We start from the raw sequence: 19,587 nt of genomic DNA on the forward strand, positions 1-19,587 counted from the left end.
ACAAAATGTGTATAACTCTGTGGATAACAGCCTACTTATACACATTTTTGTACACATCGGACTTTAATAATTTGTTTATATGTGCATAAGATGTGGATGGTTTCTTATATATTGTAGAGAAACACCTTTTGAATTTCAATATTTCGTGAATTAATAGGCTTGTTTTAAATGTCCTTTTCAAATGAGGGGGCAAAAGGTATGATGTTTATTATAGGCTCCGCAAGGATTTACCAGTGGATAAGAGGTGAATAACAGTTTGTCCATAAAGACAAAACTATCTGCTATTATTTTTGGAGCGGTACTGCTAATTTTAGCATTAAACCTGACATTTAACCTTTATGCCGCTCAGAATAATCTAAGAAATGAAAACGTAAATAATATGCAGATCACCGCTATGCAAATGGCTGTTTCTGTAGAACAAAGTAACTATAGCTCTAACTATGTAGAATATCAAATTGCGCATAACTTAAGAATGGCTGCCATCTTTGCCTCTAAGGAATTGGGTCCGGATTATAAGAATATAACCAATGCTCAACTTAAGGCCCTAACTTCCAAGTTGGGCGTATCTAATATTTCAATTCTGGTAAAGACTGATAATGATATCGTGGTGACAAAGGCATCAAATCCTATTGATATTGGAATGTCCACTCAAGGTTGGGGGTACTGGTACCTTGCCCTTTTGGAGTTATTTGATAATCAGGAAGTCACTGTGGGACAAGGTCAGGCATTGGATCATTTTTGGTCAGGCCCATTTGAATATTCAACCTACAATCCCGATTTCATTGAGAAGTGGGGTTATTATCATGATGAAGCAAGTAACTACATCATTAATCCTGTTATTCTCAATACAGCGGCTAGTGAATATGTCAAAATCACCAATCCCGATCAAATTGTAGAGCGAACCAAAGAAGTTAATCCAGGGATTTTAGAGCTTACAGGATTTAATCCAACAACATTTGGTTTAGCGAGTATGGCGGGCGATGGAAGCGATGCATTTAAAAAGAAACTTGGCAACCGCCCAATTAAGTTCGGTACCTATACTTATGGTAATGTGGAGCAAGATAAAGCGGCCATTCTATTAGCTCAGCAGAAGCACAAGCCAGTTACACTGGAGACGAGGGTACATGGGAAAAGAGTACTCAAAAGCTTCATTCCTATTCAGAATCCTAAAATGGAGCCTTACGTAATCGGTGTAGTTTTGGATTATTCTGTGATTTCATCCGTAGTTCATGAACAATTAGCCAATTATTTGACTACGTCTCTGTTGTTGCTGGCATTATTTTTGCTATGTAGTTACATACTTTCAGGTTTTGTTACTCGTCCAATTCAGGCTATACTTGCCAAAGTCAATGATGTAGCGCGAGGTAAGTTCGAACCTCCATTAAAGGTAACCTCTCGTGATGAGTTAGGTCAATTAGCCTTGCGGATTAACGCTATGACTTCTCATCTTATGCAACGCACCAATCGTCTTAAGCAGACGCTGGAAGAGAACCGGGCGGTTAAGGAGCATTTGGAATCCGTAATTAACGGTACGTCTGATGCGATTCATACGTTGGATATGGAGGGACGAATCACTAGCACTAACAGAGCCTTTGAGGAGCTGTACGGATGGAGTGCAACAGAAGTGATAGGCAATATGCCATATCTTGTACCCGCGACAGCACTTAAGCAAGAGGAAGAGCGGCTTGATGCGTTAAGAAATGGTGCAGTTCTGCCGCCGATTGAGACAGTGAGACTTAAACGGGACGGATCATTAGTTGAGGTTAGCGTTAGTACCTCGATAATTCGAGATGAAGAGGGTTATCCCCATTCTTTTATTCACGTTTCTCGTGATATGACGGAACGCAATCGAATGGAGGAGCTGCTTAGACGCTCTGAGAAACTAACTACAGTCGGCCAATTGGCCGCAGGAGTAGCTCATGAGATTCGTAATCCTCTTACCACATTAAAAGGATTTCTACAGCTTCAACAGGAGAAGGAGCTCTTGGTTCCGCTTCATATAGAGCTGATGTTATCCGAGCTGGAGCGGATTAATCTTATCGTCAGTGAATTTTTAATTCTGGCTAAGCCACAAGCCGTTCATTTTCAGGAGAAAGATCTTCGCTACATATTAGGTGATGTAGTTTCTCTATTGGATAGTCTGGCTCATCTACATGATATTCAATTTAGTACGAAATTCTCTGAACAACCTGCTACTGTACATTGTGAAGAGAACCAGCTGAAGCAGGTATTTATTAATATTGTTAAAAATGCAATTGAGGCTATGCCCGAGGGTGGCGTCATTTCGATGGAACTGTGGAACTCTGTGGATTGCGTCTTTATTGTAATTAAAGATCAGGGTGAAGGGATTCCAGAGGACGTGCTGCCTAAGCTGGGTGAACCGTTCTTCACGAATAAGGAATCGGGGACTGGTCTTGGGTTAATGATTAGCCAGCGTATTATTCAGGCTCATAAGGGTCATTTGGAAATACAAAGTGAAGTTGGCCGGGGGACAACCGTTATGATTAAGCTGCCTGCAGCTGGAGGGGTTACACCTTGGCTCAACATTAAGGATGAACGGAGTGAAGAACAACGTGAGAATTAATAAATTCATCAGTGAGACAGGGTACTGTTCACGCCGAAAAGCAGACAAGCTTGTGGATGCCGGCAGAGTGACGATCAACGGAGAGCCTGCTGTGCTGGGCAGTCAGGCTGTTCCGGGCGATGATGTGCGAATAGATGGTATAGCGCTTGAAACCTCAAGCCAGACGGTCTACATTGCTCTAAACAAGCCGGTAGGGATTACATCAACCACAGAACAGCATATCAAGGGGAATATTGTCGATTTTGTAGGTCATCATGAGCGTATATTCCCGATTGGTCGTCTCGATAAGGATTCGGAAGGATTAATCTTGCTTACTAATGATGGTGATATCGTTAATAAAATTTTGCGGGCGGAAGGCCGGCATGAAAAAGAATATGTGGTTACCGTGGACAGACCCATTACGCCTTCATTTATTACCGGCATGTCGAGCGGTGTGAAAATATTAGGTGAGAAGACGCTGCCCTGTGAGGTCACGCGTATTACGGAGCGTGTCTTCCGTATTATTTTGACAGAGGGCAAAAATCGCCAGATTCGTCGTATGTGCAGCGCTTTTGGCTATGAGGTTCGAAAGCTGCAACGCATTCGGATTATGAATATTCGCCTGGGGGCATTGCAAACGGGAGAATGGCGGGAGCTGTCTGCTGATGAGAAGAAAGAGCTTGGAGCTACGCTGAACTACGAGTTACTGTAGGAATGTTATTACAATGTTACAGGTCCATATAGAATGTAGTACTCGCAACAAAAAAGAGCTGTCCGGGGTCTAAGACCTTTGGACAGCTCTTTTTATTACCTTACGACATCACTTATTCAGCAGAGGGAACAATCCCTGTAAACTCTTTGGATTCTTGATATTTGCGAATAATGGAAACCTCTACCCGGCGATTCTTGCTTCGGCCGGTAGCTGTGTCATTATCCGAAATAGGATGATACTCGCCGTATCCAATCGCACTAAATTTGCGCGGATTTAGATTCGTGTTCTGCAGCAAAATCTTCATGAACTGAAGTGCCCGATCCGCACTCAGATCCCAGTTGGATGAATAGTTGCTATTGGAAATCGGAATATCATCGGTGTGCCCTTGAACTACTACATCATAATCCGGGAATTGCTGCAGCATCGTTGAGATGGATTTAGCTAATTGCCGCGAATCATCCTTAACAATGGCTTGGCCAGAGGCGAACAATGCGTTATCACTGATCGTAATCATTAGCTGAGATTGATTAAGCTTCGTACTGAGCAGATCAGTTAGACCGTTGCTCTTAATATATTGATCGAATTGTTTCTTAAGCTTCTCTAAATCCTCTTGTTCCTTTTGTCGTAGCTTTGCCATTTCTGCTTCTTCAGCTTTCTTGGAAGTAGAGCTACCCATCTTATCATTTTTCCCTAGATCTTCTTGAGTTTTACTAGGCATTGCTGCCCGCTCTTCAAGAATACCTGTACCGCCATTAAGTGCGGAACTGAAGGCTTGACTCATCTCTTCAAATTTCTTGGCATCCGTTGCGCTCATAGAATACATAACGATGAACAGAGCCACCAGAAGAGTCATGAGGTCGGAATAAGGTAACAGCCACGATTCATCGGCATGTTCTTCATGCTCTTCGTGTCTAGTCTTTTTGCTCACCTGATCCACCGTCCTTCTCATTTAACTTAACGCGTTGCGAAGGTGTTAGGAATACAGCAAGCTTCTGATTGATGGCAATAGTAGATACACCGGACTGTATGGACAAAAGACCTTCGACCATCATCATTCGAACTTCGATTTCTTGTTTGGAGAGACGTTTCAGTTTATTAGCAATAGGATGCCATAATACGTAACCTGTAAAGATACCAAGCAAAGTGGCGATGAAGGCAGCCCCGATTGCCGCAGCCAATTTGTTCATATCACTCATATCAGCCAGAGCGGCGATGAGGCCGATAACCGCCCCGAGCACCCCAAGGGTAGGAGCATACATACCTGCCTGTGAGAAAATGAGGGCTCCTGCTTTATGTCTATCCTCTGTGGCGTGGATATCCTCCATGAGGACATCGCGGACAAAATCCTGATCATTTCCATCAATGATCATCCGCATGCCATTCCTGAGGAAGTTATCTTCTATTTCATCGACCTTTGATTCTAGAGCCAACAGACCTTCACGCCGTGTGATAGAAGCCCATTCCATAAACATAGTGATTAATTCGGGTTTACTGATTAATTTCTTTTTGATAAAGATCATTTTGAACAGACTTGGAATCTTTTTGACCTCGTTGAAAGGAAAGGCCATGAAAATAGACGCTGCCGTACCCACCAAGATAATAACGTAAGCAGCAGGTGTGGCCAAAGCATGAAGTGGAGCGTGCTTGAGGATCATGCCCCAGATTACAGCAACCAAACCAAAAATTAAACCAATTATTGTTGAAATTTCCATTTTGCACCTCGTCCGTGAGATTTAAGATGTGTTCCGACAATGCCGCGTATATCATCCTTGAAACAGCGGCAGGGCACTCTGTGCGAAACCGAATTAACGTATATTCTTATTTATCGACATCATTCGGTTTTTTGTGAAGTCATTTTTTCGGCTATAATGGATAAGGTAAGTAATTATTCATCTGTGAAGAAAACGGAGTGATATACGTGGGTGTAAAGCATGGTAGAGATTACGGTGAAATTCTAACCGATTTGACCGAAGCCGTCGGACGAATTTCCGATGGATATTTATTTTTTGAGATGGATCCGGACGAGTGGCAGGAACTACCCCAAGAATCAAAGCTGGAGGTATGGGAAGCATTGGCTGAGGATCTTTTCTTCGCGCTGGGTAATGAACCTATGATTGAGGTGGGGAGCGGCGTAATTATTTACGATAAGGACACGCACCGCATTAATATTTTAGTTGGCGAAGAGGATTTGGCTTCAGTGGTTTTAATTTAGGCGGAGGAGAAGTCTGTACGTAATTTGCCCGTAGTCAGTAGCCCGTGTTAAAATTGATAAAGCCGAGTTATAATCGCTGGGATTTGTGAATACATTAAATCGAAAATATCGCCTTTATCCTGGCACATCCCTTGGACCTCAGAAGCTAAGGGATGTTTTGTTTAAAGCCTAAGACAAGTAAAGGGAACTGCGCACTTTACTGCAATTTTTTGTAAGGGAGGAAACGAATTGTTATTTACGGAAGAGGAACTGCGTGAGGAGATCACCAAGCTAGAGGGCTGGAAGCTGGAAGATAACGTTATGGTACGAAAATATATGTTCAGCCAATATATGAAGGGCATTGCGTTTGTTGATGAAGTAGCCACGATTTCAGAAGCCTTCGATCATCATCCACATATTACGATTGATTATAAAACAGTTACACTGCGACTTGAATCTAATGAAGAAGATGGGATTACGGCTCTAGATCTTCGAGAGGCGCATCAATTTAATGAAGCCTTTGAAAAAAATCACTAGTTTAGCCGAAATCATAAAATAAACGCCCGTGCAGAGATAGTCACCTATCTCATACACGGGCGTTTTTAGTTGCTTGGGTGGGTTACTTTTTCTCTGAGAGCCAGAGTGCGACGTTGGCGATCTCTTCAGGCGCTAGATTCTCCTTAAAGGAAGGCATTTGGCCACGTCCTTTAGTGACGATGCTATAGATTTCCTCAGCGTCATGCTGGCCACCTTCATTCTGAAGACTTGGTCCAACTCCACCTTGAAGCTGATCGCCGTGACAGGTGATACAGCTGGCTTTCACGGTTGCTTCTGCCTTTGCTGCGTCCAGTTGAACTACCGGCATCGTGGGCTTATTTTCTTCCGCTACCTCTTCTTTACCCGGAAGTGTAAACATGAGTACTACCGCAAAGGCACAGGCGGCAAAAAACAAACCGCTCATGATCCATTTCTGCATCCCAATTCGTCCCTTCTATGTAAGCTGCTCCCTACATTATAGCTTATGGTGAAGCGTTATCATAGGGTTTGTGACAAAAAAATGAACGAGAATACAATCATTCTCATGAAATATATGGTATTTAATATCATTTGTCATAGACCATGCAATAAAAAGGTTTGTCTCCTGTAGGTGTGCGGCGTTCATACGTATCTGTAATCGTAAATCCACATTTTTGATAAGTTCGAATGGCGCGTTGGTTCCAGGTCAGGACTTCTAGATCTATCTCACGATCAGGATAACGATTCAAGGCTGTCTGGACGATTGCATCTACGAATAGTTTGCCTAAACCATGGCCGCATAGATCGGGGCGCATCCCAACTCCTAAACGAACGACTCCTTCCATCGGGAACAACTGTGCGAATCCGCACAAAACCTCTTGTTCATTTAATATGGAGATATATTGTTCCTCCCGGAGCTGCGGATCACCAAACTCGATGCCAAGAGCCTGCATCTGCTCCCACGGCATCCAGCCATAAATATTATATGGAGGCGTATAGCTCCACTTACAAATAGCTTCTCCGTGAATTGCCTCCATAGGAACTACATGAAAAGTTACCGAGGGATTTATCATAAAGTCAACGATCTCCTTTCACGAGGACATTGCTATATTACTAATTATATACAAAATGGGGGAGGTTCGACTCAGAAACTTTATATGAGAGGAATGTTTTACAAATTATGAGAGGGGTAAATAAGTAATAAGACAAAAAAACAAGCTCTCCTCCAAGAGTTACCTTGGAAAAGAGCCTATGTACGTTACTTATTGAACATCATCATTGTCTTCCGATTCAGCAGCAACCGATTGGTAAGCGTCTGTGCTCATAATGCGCTTAGCACCAACGTAGCGTTTCACGTAGTAGCTATCACTCAGAGAGCTAATCGTAACACCGCGTGAGGTAGAAGCGTGTGCGAACTTACCTTCACCGACATAAATGCCGACATGGGAGACACCTTTGCCACTTGTATTGAAGAATACAAGATCTCCGGCTCTTATATCATCACGGGAGATTGCTGTGCCCATTTGATATTGGGAACCTGATTGGTGTGGAAGGTTAATGCCAATCTTATCAAACACATACATTGTAAATCCGGAGCAATCAAATCCGTTAGTGGATATACCGCCGGATACGTATTTAGTACCGATGGCCTTGTCAATCACTTTATCCATTTTGGAATCTGCGAAAGCGCTTCCTGCTCCGATGGTGAGGATGATGGAAAAGCTTAGTACTGCTGCTGCTAACTTCTTCTTCAAAAGTGTATACCCCTTCCAAATGCCTACGAGGTTAGCTTAAGGGTTCGGTTGAAGGTCCCCTATGACCCCTCTATATAATGGAGGTCAATTCACCCAAAGTTGGTTCCCCCGTTTTCCTAATAGTTAGGAAACTCGGCTCATACTGTTGATTAGGATTAGCTTGTAATCAATACATGACAAAACCTTTGTAAATAACAACTTAATGATTACAAAAATGTTACTAAAATCTCACTGCGCTAATTGTAACAAACAGAAAGCCGCTTGGCAATCGTTTTTAACATATTAATGCAGAAAAATTGGCATTTTTACGGTAGAAAGGCATATGTAAGCGTTAATAATGACCTAATTTTTAATATAATTGCAATTTTTATCAAATAAACGTGTTTCAATCGGGCTCTAATAGTGTAAAAATATATTATGGAAAAAGAAAAACCCGAATTTGATTACGGGCATAATCAGATTCAGGTTCATATAGTTGTAATTATGAGGTTATAGTTGTGAGGAAGGTTTCAATCGAAGGCTACAGCTTGATAAGCTGAAGTACTCATTACTCTTTTAGCGCCAACATAACGATTGGCCCAGTAGGCCTGACTGAGTGAAGTGATGGTCACTCCACGCGAAGAGGACGATTGTGCGAATTTTCCGTTTCCAACATAAATGCCGACATGGGATACTCCATTGCCAAGTGTGTTAAAGAACACTAGATCACCAGAACGCAGATTGCTTTTGGATACAGCAGTTCCAACGCTATATTGAGCTTTTGATGTACGAGGTAAAGTAAGACCCACATTCTTAAATACATATTTTGTAAATCCAGAGCAATCAAATCCGGCAGTGCTTGTACCTCCGGTTTTATAGGCAACTCCAATAGTCTTTGAGATTACAGTGTCCATCTTAGAGTCAGCAAAGGCGCTTCCTCCACCAATAGATAATGCCATTACAAGTCCTAGCGCCGCAGCGACGCATTTTTTTCTTAAATTATGTCTTTTCAAAAGATGTACTCCTTCCAAGGCCTGCGAGGTTAGCTTAAGGGTTCGGTAGAAGATTCCCTATGATCCCTGTAAAGCGAGATCAATTCACCCAAAATATGGTTCCCCCACTTCCCGGTGCAAAGGAATTAGGCGTGTTAAGCACCAAGAGAATGACGTTTCGACAGTTACACTTACGATAAATACATTTAGTTATGTAGGAATCGTTTCAATTGATTACAAAATTGTTACTAATAGCACAGGACTTATTGTAACAGAGCTTTTACGATTTTGCAAATACTCTTAAGTTATCCGTAATGAGAAAAAGTCCCAGCTCCTGAATACAGGAATTGGGACCTTTTTATTATGTCAAATAAGGTTAATTTATTGTGGAAATGCTTTGTTACGCCATAGATGATATTGTGCAGAAATTCCCCACATTTTTAAGAGCGTAGAAGGTAGTGGTGAGATTTGCCGTATTATAAGTGCCGGCAGGCCGGGACAGAACAGACCCGTCAGTCCGCACACTAGCAATAAGAGCAAGCCTCCCGCACCAAGTACAATGGAAACACCTATAGCAGGAATCAGTGACCGCAAGCAGATGAACAGTGAGGAGAACATTCCTGTACCGCCGGTGTAACCAAACTGCATATATAGAAGAAACAGGCGCACGATAAAAATATATATAAGCCATGCCAATACGTATGGTACTAAATGAAGTAACAAAGTGTAGTTAAACAAAGAGGATAAGAACAGCCCGTACATTTTGGGAGCAAGCCAGTAAAGCGGCAGCAGGGTCATCACCCATTCGATTAGGCTAAAGACTAAGACAGGTAGTCCATAGATCTTCATGCCGGGGAAAAAGAACAGCCCGCGCTCGCCATTTCGCTCCTGGTGCAGCTCATGCAGCAATCCTGCCCTTATGAAAGGAGAAAGCAGAAGTCGTAAGACAACAAGTCCTAGAAGCATCCATAACCAAGTGCGTATCGCAGGGTCAGTATTCAAGCTGAACTGTCCCTCGATATAATACAACAGTCTGCCCATACCGCTGCCGCCAGCGTCTTTATCTGGATAGCGCAGTAGAATTGGAATAATAGCAGATCGGATGAAACCATACATAAAGTAGCCCCAGAGCAGTCGGTAGATGAAGAGCAGAATTAAAATATAAAATTGCTCCTTCATGCTTTGCCAGCCGCGGGTTATCGATGTTCTCACAATCATTCACCTCACCAGACAAGAGTTCCGAGCACGGTTTCAAGTAGTTTAGTTACACTTAACGTCCAGCGAGAGAGCGTCTTGGGCTCTATTTCCGCCAGCCTAAAGTTGTTTAAATGTTTGCTCTCCAATAAGATGGATTGCTCAGGGTCAATCTCAGCAGAGAGAAGAGGCTTATCGCTTAACAATTGAAACGTAGTCTCTGCTCCATCACCGTTCCAGACCCGCTGCACCGAAGAGCTGTCGGCGAATGTGAATTTCACGGGAACATCAACGTAATGGCTCCCTTTGTTTGAAATCTTCACTAATGATTCGTAGCTTTGAGCATCGCCGCTGTTATTTTTTTTAAAAGTAATCGTATCTACTGAGAAGTCAGGCGCACCATCACCATAAATATAGTCATCGAAATAGGCCTGCCATGATTTTTTGGTTACCTTCTCAACGACTTTCTGAAAATCTGACGTAGCGGGATGCTGGAAACGGAACTTACGAGCGTAGGAGGACATGATGTTGTTCATTGCTTTGGTACCTACCTGGCGTTCGATATCTTTAAGTACAAGCTTGCCGCGGATATAAACATTTCGGCTATAGGAATCAGCCCCTGCATATTTCCACGTTTCCAGATTTAACGGCTCAGGTATAGTCACCAGGCTGGCCTGTAAAGGCAAATTAGACTTGATACCGTATTCTTGTTCCATAAGTCTGTCTTCGGCATAGGAAGTAAAGCTTTCATCCAGCCAGGCCTCCTCGAATTCATTGCTGGCTACCATACCGTAGAAGTATTGATGGCCGATCTCATGAATGACGGTTCTTTCAAGTGAGGTATCTGGAGAAGAATCTGCGGCCCCAAAGGCTGTAATAAGGGTAGGATATTCCATTCCTCCCGCGCCGTTTCCCTCCTTAGGTGGGACGATAATAGACAGCGTAGAGTAGGGATAAGGGCCATACCATTTGCTGAAGTAGGTCAGGGCAGCCTTGGCAGCTTGAAGGTAACGCTCTTGTAAGTCCTTGTGCAGAGGGTCGAGATACACCTTAATTCGTACTCCAGGCACCTCCGGCGTAGAGAAAGCTTCCTCTGCTACTGTAAAATCAGGGGATGCGGCCCAAGCGAAATCGTGGACATCATCGGCGTAGAACTGATATATTTTCTGATCTTGTTTGAGCTTGGCATTTTTTACAGGAAATCCGGTCGCTGCCACCGTATAGTTGGAAGGAACGGCAATCGTTACATTAAAGATGCCAAAATCACTGTAAAACTCAGAAGTCCCGTGATACTGATGCAGGTCCCAGCCTTCTTCTTTAACTCCGCGTGTGCCCTTAGGCTCGTATACACTAAGCTTAGGAAACCATTGCCCAGCCATAACGAAGTTACCTGAAGCACCCATGCGAGCAAAGATTTTGGGCAGCTGGACTTCATACTGAAGCTTAAGTGTTACACTTTCCCCACCATTAACAGGCTGAGGAAGATGTACCTTTAGGAGCGTCTTATCGTTGATATTGCCGTCATCAGGTTGGACATATTGCACTCTTTGCATTAGCGAAGTTCCTTCTGTCGTGCGCAGATCGGTCAGCGTCATATTTCCGAAGCCGTTCTCAGGCATGCTGTCGCCTCTGAGCGTCCCCCCGGATTCCTTCATAAAGGTGGTATCTGATGAGGCAAATGCATTTGGATACATGTGAAAATATAAATCACTTACTGGCTTTACTCCGGGGTGTGTCCAGGTTACTGTCTCAGAAGCTTTTAAGGTTTCTGTGTCAGGAACAAGCTGGACATCAATGTGATACTCGACTACCCGCTGGCTTAAAGCCTCCTCTGCCGGGACGGGCGCGCTCTCAGGCAATACCTGCTGTGGTACGGCTGCAGGCGCTGTGCCGCTGGAGGACTTGGCCTCTTTTGAAGCAAAGCTAGTAACAGAAGCTGTAGAGCTATCCCCTGAAAAGGCCCATATTCCTCCTCCCAGCAGCGCGAGGATGGCCAGGGTCGCAAAGATGATGTACTTTAATGACAGTGACTTCATAGTGTGATTCCTCCCGTGACAAGCATCTACGGGATGTATATGTTTGCAATCGCCGCATTATTAGCTAAAATTAAATTATTCGTAAGAGGAAGGGTGTGCACTCGTGGACAACATACAACCGGAGGGCAAGAAACAGATTGCCTTAAATATTGTGAACGCTAAAAGTAAACATAAAGGCTTTGGAGCAGGCTCTATAGATCTCAACAACGTTTCACCTGTCATTATTGATGGTGATGTGGCGGTTATTGATATCGGTGCCATGCATGCCAAGAGCAAAGTGGAAAAAGGAATTAAATTTTCCATGAATCGTGAAGATGTACCGAATGGAAGACAGGTTTGGGTGGTATGGGTAGCGGTAGACCGTACATTGGAAGCTCAATTTTATGGTGGAATCACAGCCTGTGAAATGTGGATTGATACAGAAGCGCGCCGCGGATGGAAAATTCTTGCCGAGCATGTCAATAAGCTGGATGCAGCTCTTAAACGCAAGATCGATGTGGCAGGGCTTGGAGCCATTGAGAAGTCGGCGCTCAAATCCCTTCTGATCTCTCATAATGAAGCATGGTGGAATGCATCCTCAGATGAGCTTAAAGCTGCACTGACTGAATAGTATAGGGCCTCCAGAAGGGTTATCCGATATAGAAAAAGCTTCGACCTCCGGAAATAGGAGCGTCGAAGCTTTTTAATTTATGATTTGCTTGTGCTGCTAAGCTTGCGTTTGAGCTGACTCACTCTGGCTTGGCTAATCCCGAGGATTTCTGCAAGTTCTTTTTGGTTGGCATAGGGATGATCTTCAATAGCTTGTTCCAGACGTTGGCACATTTCCTCTGTCTTCGACTTTCGGATGCTGGTGTTGTGCTCAGGTGCCTCAACAACAAAATCCTCACGTGACTCTGGCAATTGAGACATGCGTTCAGGATCGACGATTTCTTTTAGACAGCTGCTACAAATAAACTGCTCTTTATAGTAGGTGACATGGTCGTGGCTTCTGCAAAATGTACACTCTGTCGAGGTGTACTTCCTAAGGACGATGATTTTTTCGTCTAAAACAAAAAATTCGATAGGATCACCAATGTCGATATTACGCGTCATACGGATTTCTGCGGGAACCACAATTCTCCCAAGACTGTCTAAACTCCGGATCATGCCTGTATCCTTCATCCCATGTCCCTCATTTACATCATTATATTTTGGTTTCTAATAACTATTATAGCAGTAATTGAGAGTTAAGAGAATGGGGTAAGCATAATAAATAAAACGGTTACATCCCTTATGTGATAAGTGATATTTGAATTTGGAAATCCTGTTGTTACTACAATATATAACTTATAAAAAAAGAAAAACCCCTTCAATATAAATGAAGGAGCTAATTCAACCACCAGCGTTTAATGTTCTTCCATAGGGAACGATTCTCTTCAGCAGGATCTACCTTGCTTTGTGTGTCATCGACAGCAGGAGCGGAGCCAGTTCCATGCAGTTCGCAGTATTCGGTGGGCTCAGTTCCACTAATAAAGGTTTCCAGTTCTTTGTCGGGACATGCTGCTGTAGCAAGTTTACCGGATTGCGGATTGACGTATACGCTGACCACTCCATCTGGAATGGGGAAAATTTTTGGAGGGACATTTTCCAGCGCTTTTTCAGTAAATTGGGCGAAAATAGGAGCTGCACGCCGTCCGTCGGTAGTTGCGATGTCGCGCCCCTTGTCGTACCCAACCCAGACTGCCGTTGATAGCTCCGGGGTGAAACCTACCATCCAGCCATCTGTATCCGTAGTACCGGTCTTGCCGGCTACCGGACGTTTGATTATGGAAGCCACACGATTGCCCGTCCCCCCAGTCTCGAATACCCCCTCCATTAAACGAGTCAGTACATAGGCAGCTGAAGGTTCTACGACGGTTACTCCTTTGGGTTGAGGTGCTTCATACAGGACCATGCCATTTGAATCGGTTATTTTTAGAATGGCTGTGGTCGGCATTTTCTGACCGCTGTTTCCAATTACAGCGAAAGCCGCAGCCATTTCAAGCGGACTGATCGGTGAAGTGCCTAGGGCCAGTGAAGGTACGCTTTGAAGTGGACTGTCAATGCCCATCTTCGCAGCCATTTCGCTTACTTTATCCGCGCCGATCTTCATAATTGTATTAACAGCATAGATATTGTCGGATGCTGCGATAGCTTGCCGCATATTAATTTCACCCAGATACTTATCTCCAAAGTTTCGGGGCTGATACGTTTTGCGGTTGTTATCATAATGAAACATCGTTGGCTGACTATTGAAGACCGAAAGTCCTGTCATCTCTTTGGATGAGAGTGCGGCCAAGTACATAATCGGTTTAAAGGAAGAACCCGGCTGGCGTGTGGTGGCCAAAGCATGATTGTACTGGTTGGTACGATAATTTTTTCCGCCGACCATTGCTTTGATGTAACCGGTGCGAGGATCGATGGATACAAGCGCAGTCTCCAGATCACTAGTTTGATCCATCTCTTTGTCAACGGCATTTTCTGCGGCATGCTGCATGTCAGGGTCTAGGGTGGTATAGACATTTAGTCCGCCTTGCTCCAGCTCATCATTACTGATGTGGAGCGATTCTATAGCCAAATTGCGGATATAATCCCGGAAATAAGGCGCAGCTACAAGCGTATCCTTTTGCCCTTGCGGCTTGAAGTTTAAGTTCTCTTGGACGGCTTGTCCCGCTTCTTCCTGAGTGATATTACCTAAATTCGCCATGACGGTCAGGATGATTCTCTGGCGCTTTTTAGCATTGTCCATGTGGTTGTATGGTGAATAATAGGTAGGTCCCTTTGGAATTCCAGCCAGCATGGTACTCTCTGCCAGGTCTAAATCCGCTGCAGATTTCCCAAAATACATCCGTGAGGCTGCTTCAATGCCGTAAGCACCGTGGCCATAGTAGATATTATTTAAATACATGTTCAGGATTTCATCTTTGCTGTATTTCATCTCCAGCTGCATCGTATAGACAGCTTCTTTAGCCTTGCGCGTCCACGTTTTTTCATGGGATAGGTAGAGGTTACGTGCGAGCTGTTGAGTTAGTGTACTAGCACCCTGCGACCGGTTCCCCTCTTCCAGATTGACAAGAACAGCTCGTGCCATCCCTTTCAGATCAAATCCGGAATGCTCATAAAATTTACGATCCTCGACTGCTAGTGTAGCTTCAATGAGCAGGGGAGAAATTTGACTTAATTTGACCGGTTCGCGGCTGCGGCCGTCTGAGGTAAAGGTGGCAAGAACATTGCCCCGGGAGTCAAACAGCTTGGAGCGCACATCATCGCTAATCGGTGGAAGATCTTTTTGATATAGATAACCGAGCAGAGCTCCGGTGGTTAATACAAATAATATGATCAAGGCTGCCAGCAGCCGAAATAAACGCCGGAAGCGGCTTTTTCGTTTCGGTGGATTCGTTGATTCGCGTGTCATGGCACCAGACTCCTTTCTCTCATATTATGGGGAAGGATCTGGAAGGATATTCATTAGGGATATGGAGGGTAACAAATTGTTTCTATTTTGTGATTGTTTAAGGTAGATAGGGTATCCTCTCTGGCGGTATAACAGAGTAGGGATTGTGAGTAAGGGTATATACATATTAGGAGGTGTCATCATGAAATGGACGAAAAGGATTCATAAGACGACAATAACCGCCCTCTCGGCGACGCTTATTATGGTTTCAGGCTGGAGTGCACCTGTAACTTCTGTACATGCTGCGGCTACACCAGCACCAGCGACTTGCGGCACGGGAGATCACGGCTTGCTACAGGCCCTGCAAAACAAGCATTCAGGTGATGTATCTACACCGCTAAGCTTTTCTGATGTTCAGTTTTTGAATGGGAATACCGGACGGGCAGCAGGTAATGGATTTATGATTGGTACCTCTGACGGAGGTTGCCATTTTCAAGAGATCTATCAAGGCCAATGGAGCTTCAAACAATTCGATTTTCCCGATAATGTACATGGCTTTGCTCTTGCTTCTGTAAAGGAGGGGCAGGCTCAATATTTAATTGGTACTTCTAACGGTGGCTCGGAGTGGAAGAGACTTTCGAACAATGCCGTCAGCTTTGAAAGAATAAATTTTATCGATAGTAAGAAAGGTTTTGCTTATGAGAGAGCCGCAACGTATTACACCAAAGACGGGGGGCTGAGCTGGAGTAAGATTTCCACCCCACCCAATACACGAGGCGCTTATTTTAGTGACCGGAATACCGGCTGGGCGGTTGTAATCGTGCCCGGAAGCGGATATCGGGTAATGAAGACCACAGATGGAGGGGGAACTTGGAGCCTTTCACTGAAGGCGGCTTTTGCCGAGCCCGAGTTTGGACAAATCTCCGCTAAGGGAGATCAGGTCGCTGTAGTGCTCTATGGCGGTACGGGGATGAGTCAGACCTCCTACTCGCTGTACGAAAGTGCGAACAGGGGGAAAAGTTGGAATCGTGTGATCGCTCAGGAAACTGCGGGCGGGGGACCTGCGCCAGGCAGCGGCAAGGCTGAATTCAATAAAGGGCCAGCCGCTGGCAAACCCGGGAACCTGCAGCTTGTAGGAAACAGCACATCCTTTTTAGTGGGGTTTTCCCCAGCAGCAGAGAAAGTGGCAGTTGGACGCTCTTATAACGGCGGTAAGCAATGGACTAATCTTCCGGGGCTCGCTGGTTATGACGGGGTAATCTCCTTCACTAGTAATAAAGAGGGCTGGCTCGCCATCCGTGAGCTTGATTACTCTTCCTTATATGTGACCAAAGACGGCGGAGCTTCATGGGAACGCAGGTTTTCTTTGAAAGTGATGACCCAATAATTCTCTTCAATAAAAAATATAAGGGTCCGATGTATTGCAAAAATCGCAAATAGACAGCAGAGCAGCGATTCTCCGGATACTTGGAGAATCGCTGCTCTGTATTTTTGTCGTTGGTATCTTTGCTTGCTTCAATAGTACCCTTATCAGTGGCCTTATCAGATCCCTCATCCTCGGAGGGTTACGGACCCAGATGACGTTATTTGCAAATTTTCGGCCTTTGGGATAGAGTTTCGGACTCCAGTAACACTATTCCCTAGAAAGAGGTTCACATGGGTTGTTTTTTAGGCTAATAGCGACTATGAAGTCCGTTATCGCACCAAATATGGAATTATACTGCACATAGGGTCATTTATGTCCGATAGGTGCTTGGTAGGTGCAAATATTATCGAAGTAAATGATATACATAGAGAATGGACGTTCAAAGTGTGCTTTTAATCATCAATATGGTAATATTTTATGTGCTTATGAAGATATGCTTGATTCTGTATTGAAATGCTTCTTTGAACTGGATTATAGTGTACAATGGGAAAGCGAAATAGGCCTTTGATTAATATAAAAATGTTTAAGCTTTGCCAGTAGACGTTTTTCTTATGCAGAATGCAGAGGCTTGCAGAATGGAGGAACGTGTGATGCCTGAAATACAGTCTGACAAATATGATGTCTCTATTACGCTCGTGAGCCTTCAAGATGGTCAGCGAAATGTTATGAAAGCGAATGGAGAAGTAACATCCAAAGGACCGCATCTATATATTCAATATGAAGAATTAGAGCAGGGTCCTCGCGGAGAGGAAGTTTCTGTTCGTACAACGATAAAGATTGCAGGCAATCAACTGAAGCTAATTCGCCATGGCGCGATTCAGTCGGAGCAGAGCTTTGAAGCTGGACGGCGTCTGCCAGGATTCTACCGCTCGCCATATACGCAGTTCAATCTTTCTACGGAAACAAACAAGCTGGAAGTTGTGCGCGAAGGGCGTTCTTTAACGGTTGCCTGGGAATATGATTTGTACGTTTACGAGGAATTGACAGGAAAGTTCGCTATTAGTTTGCATATACAGGAGGAACCGAAATTATGACACATAGTAAGAATCCGTTAGAGCTTGTAAATGAACGGGTAAAAGAAGCCATCGCCGATGCGATTGTGAATGCTGGGCTGGTTGCACCGGAAGAGGTTCCGGATATTGTACTTGAAGTGCCAAGAGATAAGGCGCATGGTGATTTGGCTACGAACGCTGCTATGCAGCTGACCAAAATTGCTAAACGTAATCCACGCCAGATTGCTGAAGCTATTATTGAGCATTTGGATACGAGCCGAGCTTCTATTGAGAAAGCGGAGATTGCAGGACCAGGCTTTATTAACTTTACCCTGTCTAAGAACTACCTGTACCCAATCATCAGCCTTGTTGCTGAGCAGGGGGATGACTATGGCCGTATTAATCTGGGTCAAGGTCAGAAGGTTGAAATGGAGTTCGTCAGTGCCAATCCAACAGGTAGCCTACATTTAGGGCATGCCCGTGGTGCTGCTGTCGGTGATGCGCTGTGTAATGTGCTTGATTATGCAGGTTATGAAGTGACCCGGGAATATTATATTAATGATGCCGGTAACCAAGTGGCTAATCTGTGTAAATCCATTGAAACCAGATACCTTCAGGAGCTGGGACAAGAGGCAGAAATGCCGGAAGATGGTTACCATGGTGAGGATATTAAGGGTTTTGCGAAGGAGCTTGTGGCAGAAAAGGGCGATACCTTGCTCGAGATGAGCCCTAGTGAGCGCGCTGCTTTTTTCCGGACCTATGGACTTAATAAAGAGTTGGATAAAATCAAGCGTGATCTAGGTCTTTTCCGTGTAAATTTCGATATCTGGTTCAGTGAAACCTCGCTGTATGAGAACGGAGAAGTACTGCGCTCGCTGGACGAGCTCCGTGATCGTGGAGAAGTGTATGAGCAAGATGGGGCAACCTGGCTGCAAACGACAAAATACGGCGATGATAAAGACCGTGTCTTGATCAAAAATGATGGCACATATACCTACCTTACCCCGGATATTGCTTATCACAGCGATAAGTATGGCCGCGGTTACGATAAAATGATTAACATTTGGGGCGCTGATCACCATGGTTATATTCCGCGGATGAAGGCGGCAATGTCAGCACTTGGCAATGATCCTGAGAAGTTAGTGGTTCTGATTGCTCAGATGGTCAGCCTGTTCCAGAATGGTGAAAAGGTCAAAATGTCCAAACGTACCGGCAAAGCGGTTACGATGGAAGATTTGATGGAGGAAGTAGGAATCGATGCGATTCGTTATTTCTTCACCATGCGCAGCATGGATTCTCATCTTGATTTCGATATGGATTTGGCGATCTCTACTTCTAATGAAAATCCTGTATTCTATGTTCAATATGCGCATGCGCGTATTTGCAGTATTTTCCGTCAGGCAGAGGAGCAAGGGATTTCTATCCCTGATTACGCTGAAATTGACTTCTCCAAGCTGACAGCAGTGCATGAATATGACCTGCTGCGCAAAATTGGTGAGCTCCCGGCAGAAATCGCTGTTGCGGCTGAAGGTTATGCTCCACATCGCCTCATCCGTTATGTATATGAGCTGGCTGCGATGTTCCACAGTTATTACAAAGCTGAACGTGTAATTACTGAGGATGCTGCTCAAACCGTGGCGCGTCTTGCACTGCTTGGCGCAACGCGTACTACTATTGCCAATGTACTGCGTCTTGTCGGAGTTTCTGCACCGGATCGCATGTAAATCAACAGCAAACGACAAAAAATCCGCCTTCCGGTTTCCTGGGGGCGGATTTTTCTTTGCTGCCGTTCTTCGCACCGGCATCAGCTGCGCTCACGT

Annotated in this window: 18 protein-coding genes and 2 riboswitches; of the genes, 8 read left to right on the forward strand and 10 right to left on the reverse strand. The window is 44.4% G+C overall.

From position 1 onward, the window contains the following. Positions 1-256 precede the first annotated feature (256 nt). The gene (locus NSQ50_RS00500; protein ID WP_076225172.1) at positions 257-2,584 is read left to right on the forward strand and encodes a sensor histidine kinase; all 2,328 of its coding nucleotides are present in this window, start codon (positions 257-259) and stop codon (positions 2,582-2,584) included. After that, entirely contained in the window at positions 2,574-3,275 is a 702-nt protein-coding gene (rluF, locus tag NSQ50_RS00505) for a 23S rRNA pseudouridine(2604) synthase RluF (RefSeq protein ID WP_076225180.1), read from the forward strand. Before NSQ50_RS00500 ends, rluF begins: the two co-directional genes overlap by 11 nt. 112 nt (positions 3,276-3,387) lie before the next feature. Here rluF and motB read toward each other — a convergent pair whose 3' ends face one another. Together motB and motA are read right to left on the reverse strand one after the other, a co-directional pair. After that, the gene (motB, locus tag NSQ50_RS00510) at positions 3,388-4,203 is read right to left on the reverse strand and encodes a flagellar motor protein MotB (protein ID WP_076130384.1); all 816 of its coding nucleotides are present in this window, start codon (positions 4,201-4,203) and stop codon (positions 3,388-3,390) included. Next, positions 4,187-4,987: a flagellar motor stator protein MotA gene (gene motA / locus NSQ50_RS00515; RefSeq protein WP_036679967.1), complete on the reverse strand. Its 801-nt coding sequence runs from the start codon at positions 4,985-4,987 to the stop codon at positions 4,187-4,189. Before motA ends, motB begins: the two co-directional genes overlap by 17 nt. A gap of 206 nt (positions 4,988-5,193) precedes the next feature. Here motA and NSQ50_RS00520 point away from each other — a divergent pair, with 206 nt between their 5' ends. Next, on the forward strand, positions 5,194-5,487 hold the full coding sequence (locus NSQ50_RS00520) for a hypothetical protein (protein ID WP_036679966.1): 294 nt from the start codon (positions 5,194-5,196) through the stop codon (positions 5,485-5,487). A gap of 228 nt (positions 5,488-5,715) precedes the next feature. Further along, a complete protein-coding gene (locus NSQ50_RS00525) occupies positions 5,716-6,003 on the forward strand; it encodes a 4a-hydroxytetrahydrobiopterin dehydratase (RefSeq protein WP_076187214.1) in 288 nt (95 codons plus the stop codon). An 82-nt stretch (positions 6,004-6,085) separates the two neighbouring features. On the opposite strand, the gene NSQ50_RS00530 is transcribed toward NSQ50_RS00525, so the two are convergent. The 6 genes from NSQ50_RS00530 to NSQ50_RS00555 form a co-directional block, all read right to left on the reverse strand. Further along, positions 6,086-6,442 (reverse strand): c-type cytochrome, encoded by a 357-nt coding sequence (locus tag NSQ50_RS00530; RefSeq protein WP_076225173.1) that lies wholly within the window; start codon positions 6,440-6,442, stop codon positions 6,086-6,088. A 127-nt stretch (positions 6,443-6,569) separates the two neighbouring features. Next, a complete protein-coding gene (locus tag NSQ50_RS00535) occupies positions 6,570-7,055 on the reverse strand; it encodes a GNAT family N-acetyltransferase (protein ID WP_076138618.1) in 486 nt (161 codons plus the stop codon). 189 nt (positions 7,056-7,244) lie between these two features. Then, positions 7,245-7,736, reverse strand: a complete 492-nt coding sequence (locus NSQ50_RS00540; RefSeq protein WP_036679958.1) for a C40 family peptidase — start codon at positions 7,734-7,736, stop codon at positions 7,245-7,247. A gap of 5 nt (positions 7,737-7,741) precedes the next feature. Next, positions 7,742-7,884: riboswitch (cyclic di-AMP (ydaO/yuaA leader) on the reverse strand. A gap of 361 nt (positions 7,885-8,245) precedes the next feature. Then, positions 8,246-8,674, reverse strand: coding sequence for a C40 family peptidase (locus NSQ50_RS00545; RefSeq protein WP_076130394.1), 429 nt, complete (start codon positions 8,672-8,674; stop codon positions 8,246-8,248). 57 nt (positions 8,675-8,731) lie between these two features. Next, positions 8,732-8,870, reverse strand: a riboswitch (cyclic di-AMP (ydaO/yuaA leader). A gap of 218 nt (positions 8,871-9,088) precedes the next feature. Further along, positions 9,089-9,919, reverse strand: a complete 831-nt coding sequence (locus tag NSQ50_RS00550) for a hypothetical protein (protein ID WP_076225181.1) — start codon at positions 9,917-9,919, stop codon at positions 9,089-9,091. 11 nt (positions 9,920-9,930) lie between these two features. Continuing rightward, a complete protein-coding gene (locus NSQ50_RS00555) occupies positions 9,931-11,937 on the reverse strand; it encodes a M1 family metallopeptidase (protein WP_076225174.1) in 2,007 nt (668 codons plus the stop codon). 103 nt (positions 11,938-12,040) lie between these two features. Between NSQ50_RS00555 and NSQ50_RS00560 the strand changes: the two genes are divergently transcribed. Next, positions 12,041-12,547: a YwhD family protein gene (locus NSQ50_RS00560; protein WP_036679953.1), complete on the forward strand. Its 507-nt coding sequence runs from the start codon at positions 12,041-12,043 to the stop codon at positions 12,545-12,547. A 77-nt stretch (positions 12,548-12,624) separates the two neighbouring features. On the opposite strand, the gene NSQ50_RS00565 is transcribed toward NSQ50_RS00560, so the two are convergent. After that, complete coding sequence (locus NSQ50_RS00565) at positions 12,625-13,098, reverse strand: AbrB/MazE/SpoVT family DNA-binding domain-containing protein (RefSeq protein ID WP_038568063.1); 474 nt, start codon at positions 13,096-13,098, stop codon at positions 12,625-12,627. A gap of 205 nt (positions 13,099-13,303) precedes the next feature. Beyond that, entirely contained in the window at positions 13,304-15,370 is a 2,067-nt protein-coding gene (locus NSQ50_RS00570; RefSeq protein WP_076225175.1) for a transglycosylase domain-containing protein, read from the reverse strand. A 181-nt stretch (positions 15,371-15,551) separates the two neighbouring features. On the opposite strand from NSQ50_RS00570, the gene NSQ50_RS00575 reads away from it, so the two are divergent. The 3 genes from NSQ50_RS00575 (at position 15,552) to argS (ending at position 19,491) form a co-directional block, all read left to right on the forward strand. Next, positions 15,552-16,736 (forward strand): hypothetical protein, encoded by a 1,185-nt coding sequence (locus tag NSQ50_RS00575; RefSeq protein WP_076225176.1) that lies wholly within the window; start codon positions 15,552-15,554, stop codon positions 16,734-16,736. Between the two features lie 629 nt (positions 16,737-17,365). Next, positions 17,366-17,809 carry a DUF1934 domain-containing protein gene (locus tag NSQ50_RS00580; RefSeq protein WP_076225177.1) on the forward strand — a complete coding sequence of 148 codons (444 nt, stop codon included), beginning with the start codon at positions 17,366-17,368 and terminating at the stop codon, positions 17,807-17,809. Then, positions 17,806-19,491, forward strand: a complete 1,686-nt coding sequence (argS, locus tag NSQ50_RS00585; RefSeq protein WP_036679944.1) for an arginine--tRNA ligase — start codon at positions 17,806-17,808, stop codon at positions 19,489-19,491. Before NSQ50_RS00580 ends, argS begins: the two co-directional genes overlap by 4 nt. Positions 19,492-19,587: the final 96 nt, after the last annotated feature.

It is taken from the genome of Paenibacillus sp. FSL R10-2788, from assembly GCF_038003885.1.
Taxonomy (GTDB): Bacteria; Bacillota; Bacilli; order Paenibacillales; family Paenibacillaceae; genus Paenibacillus_AQ; species Paenibacillus_AQ odorifer.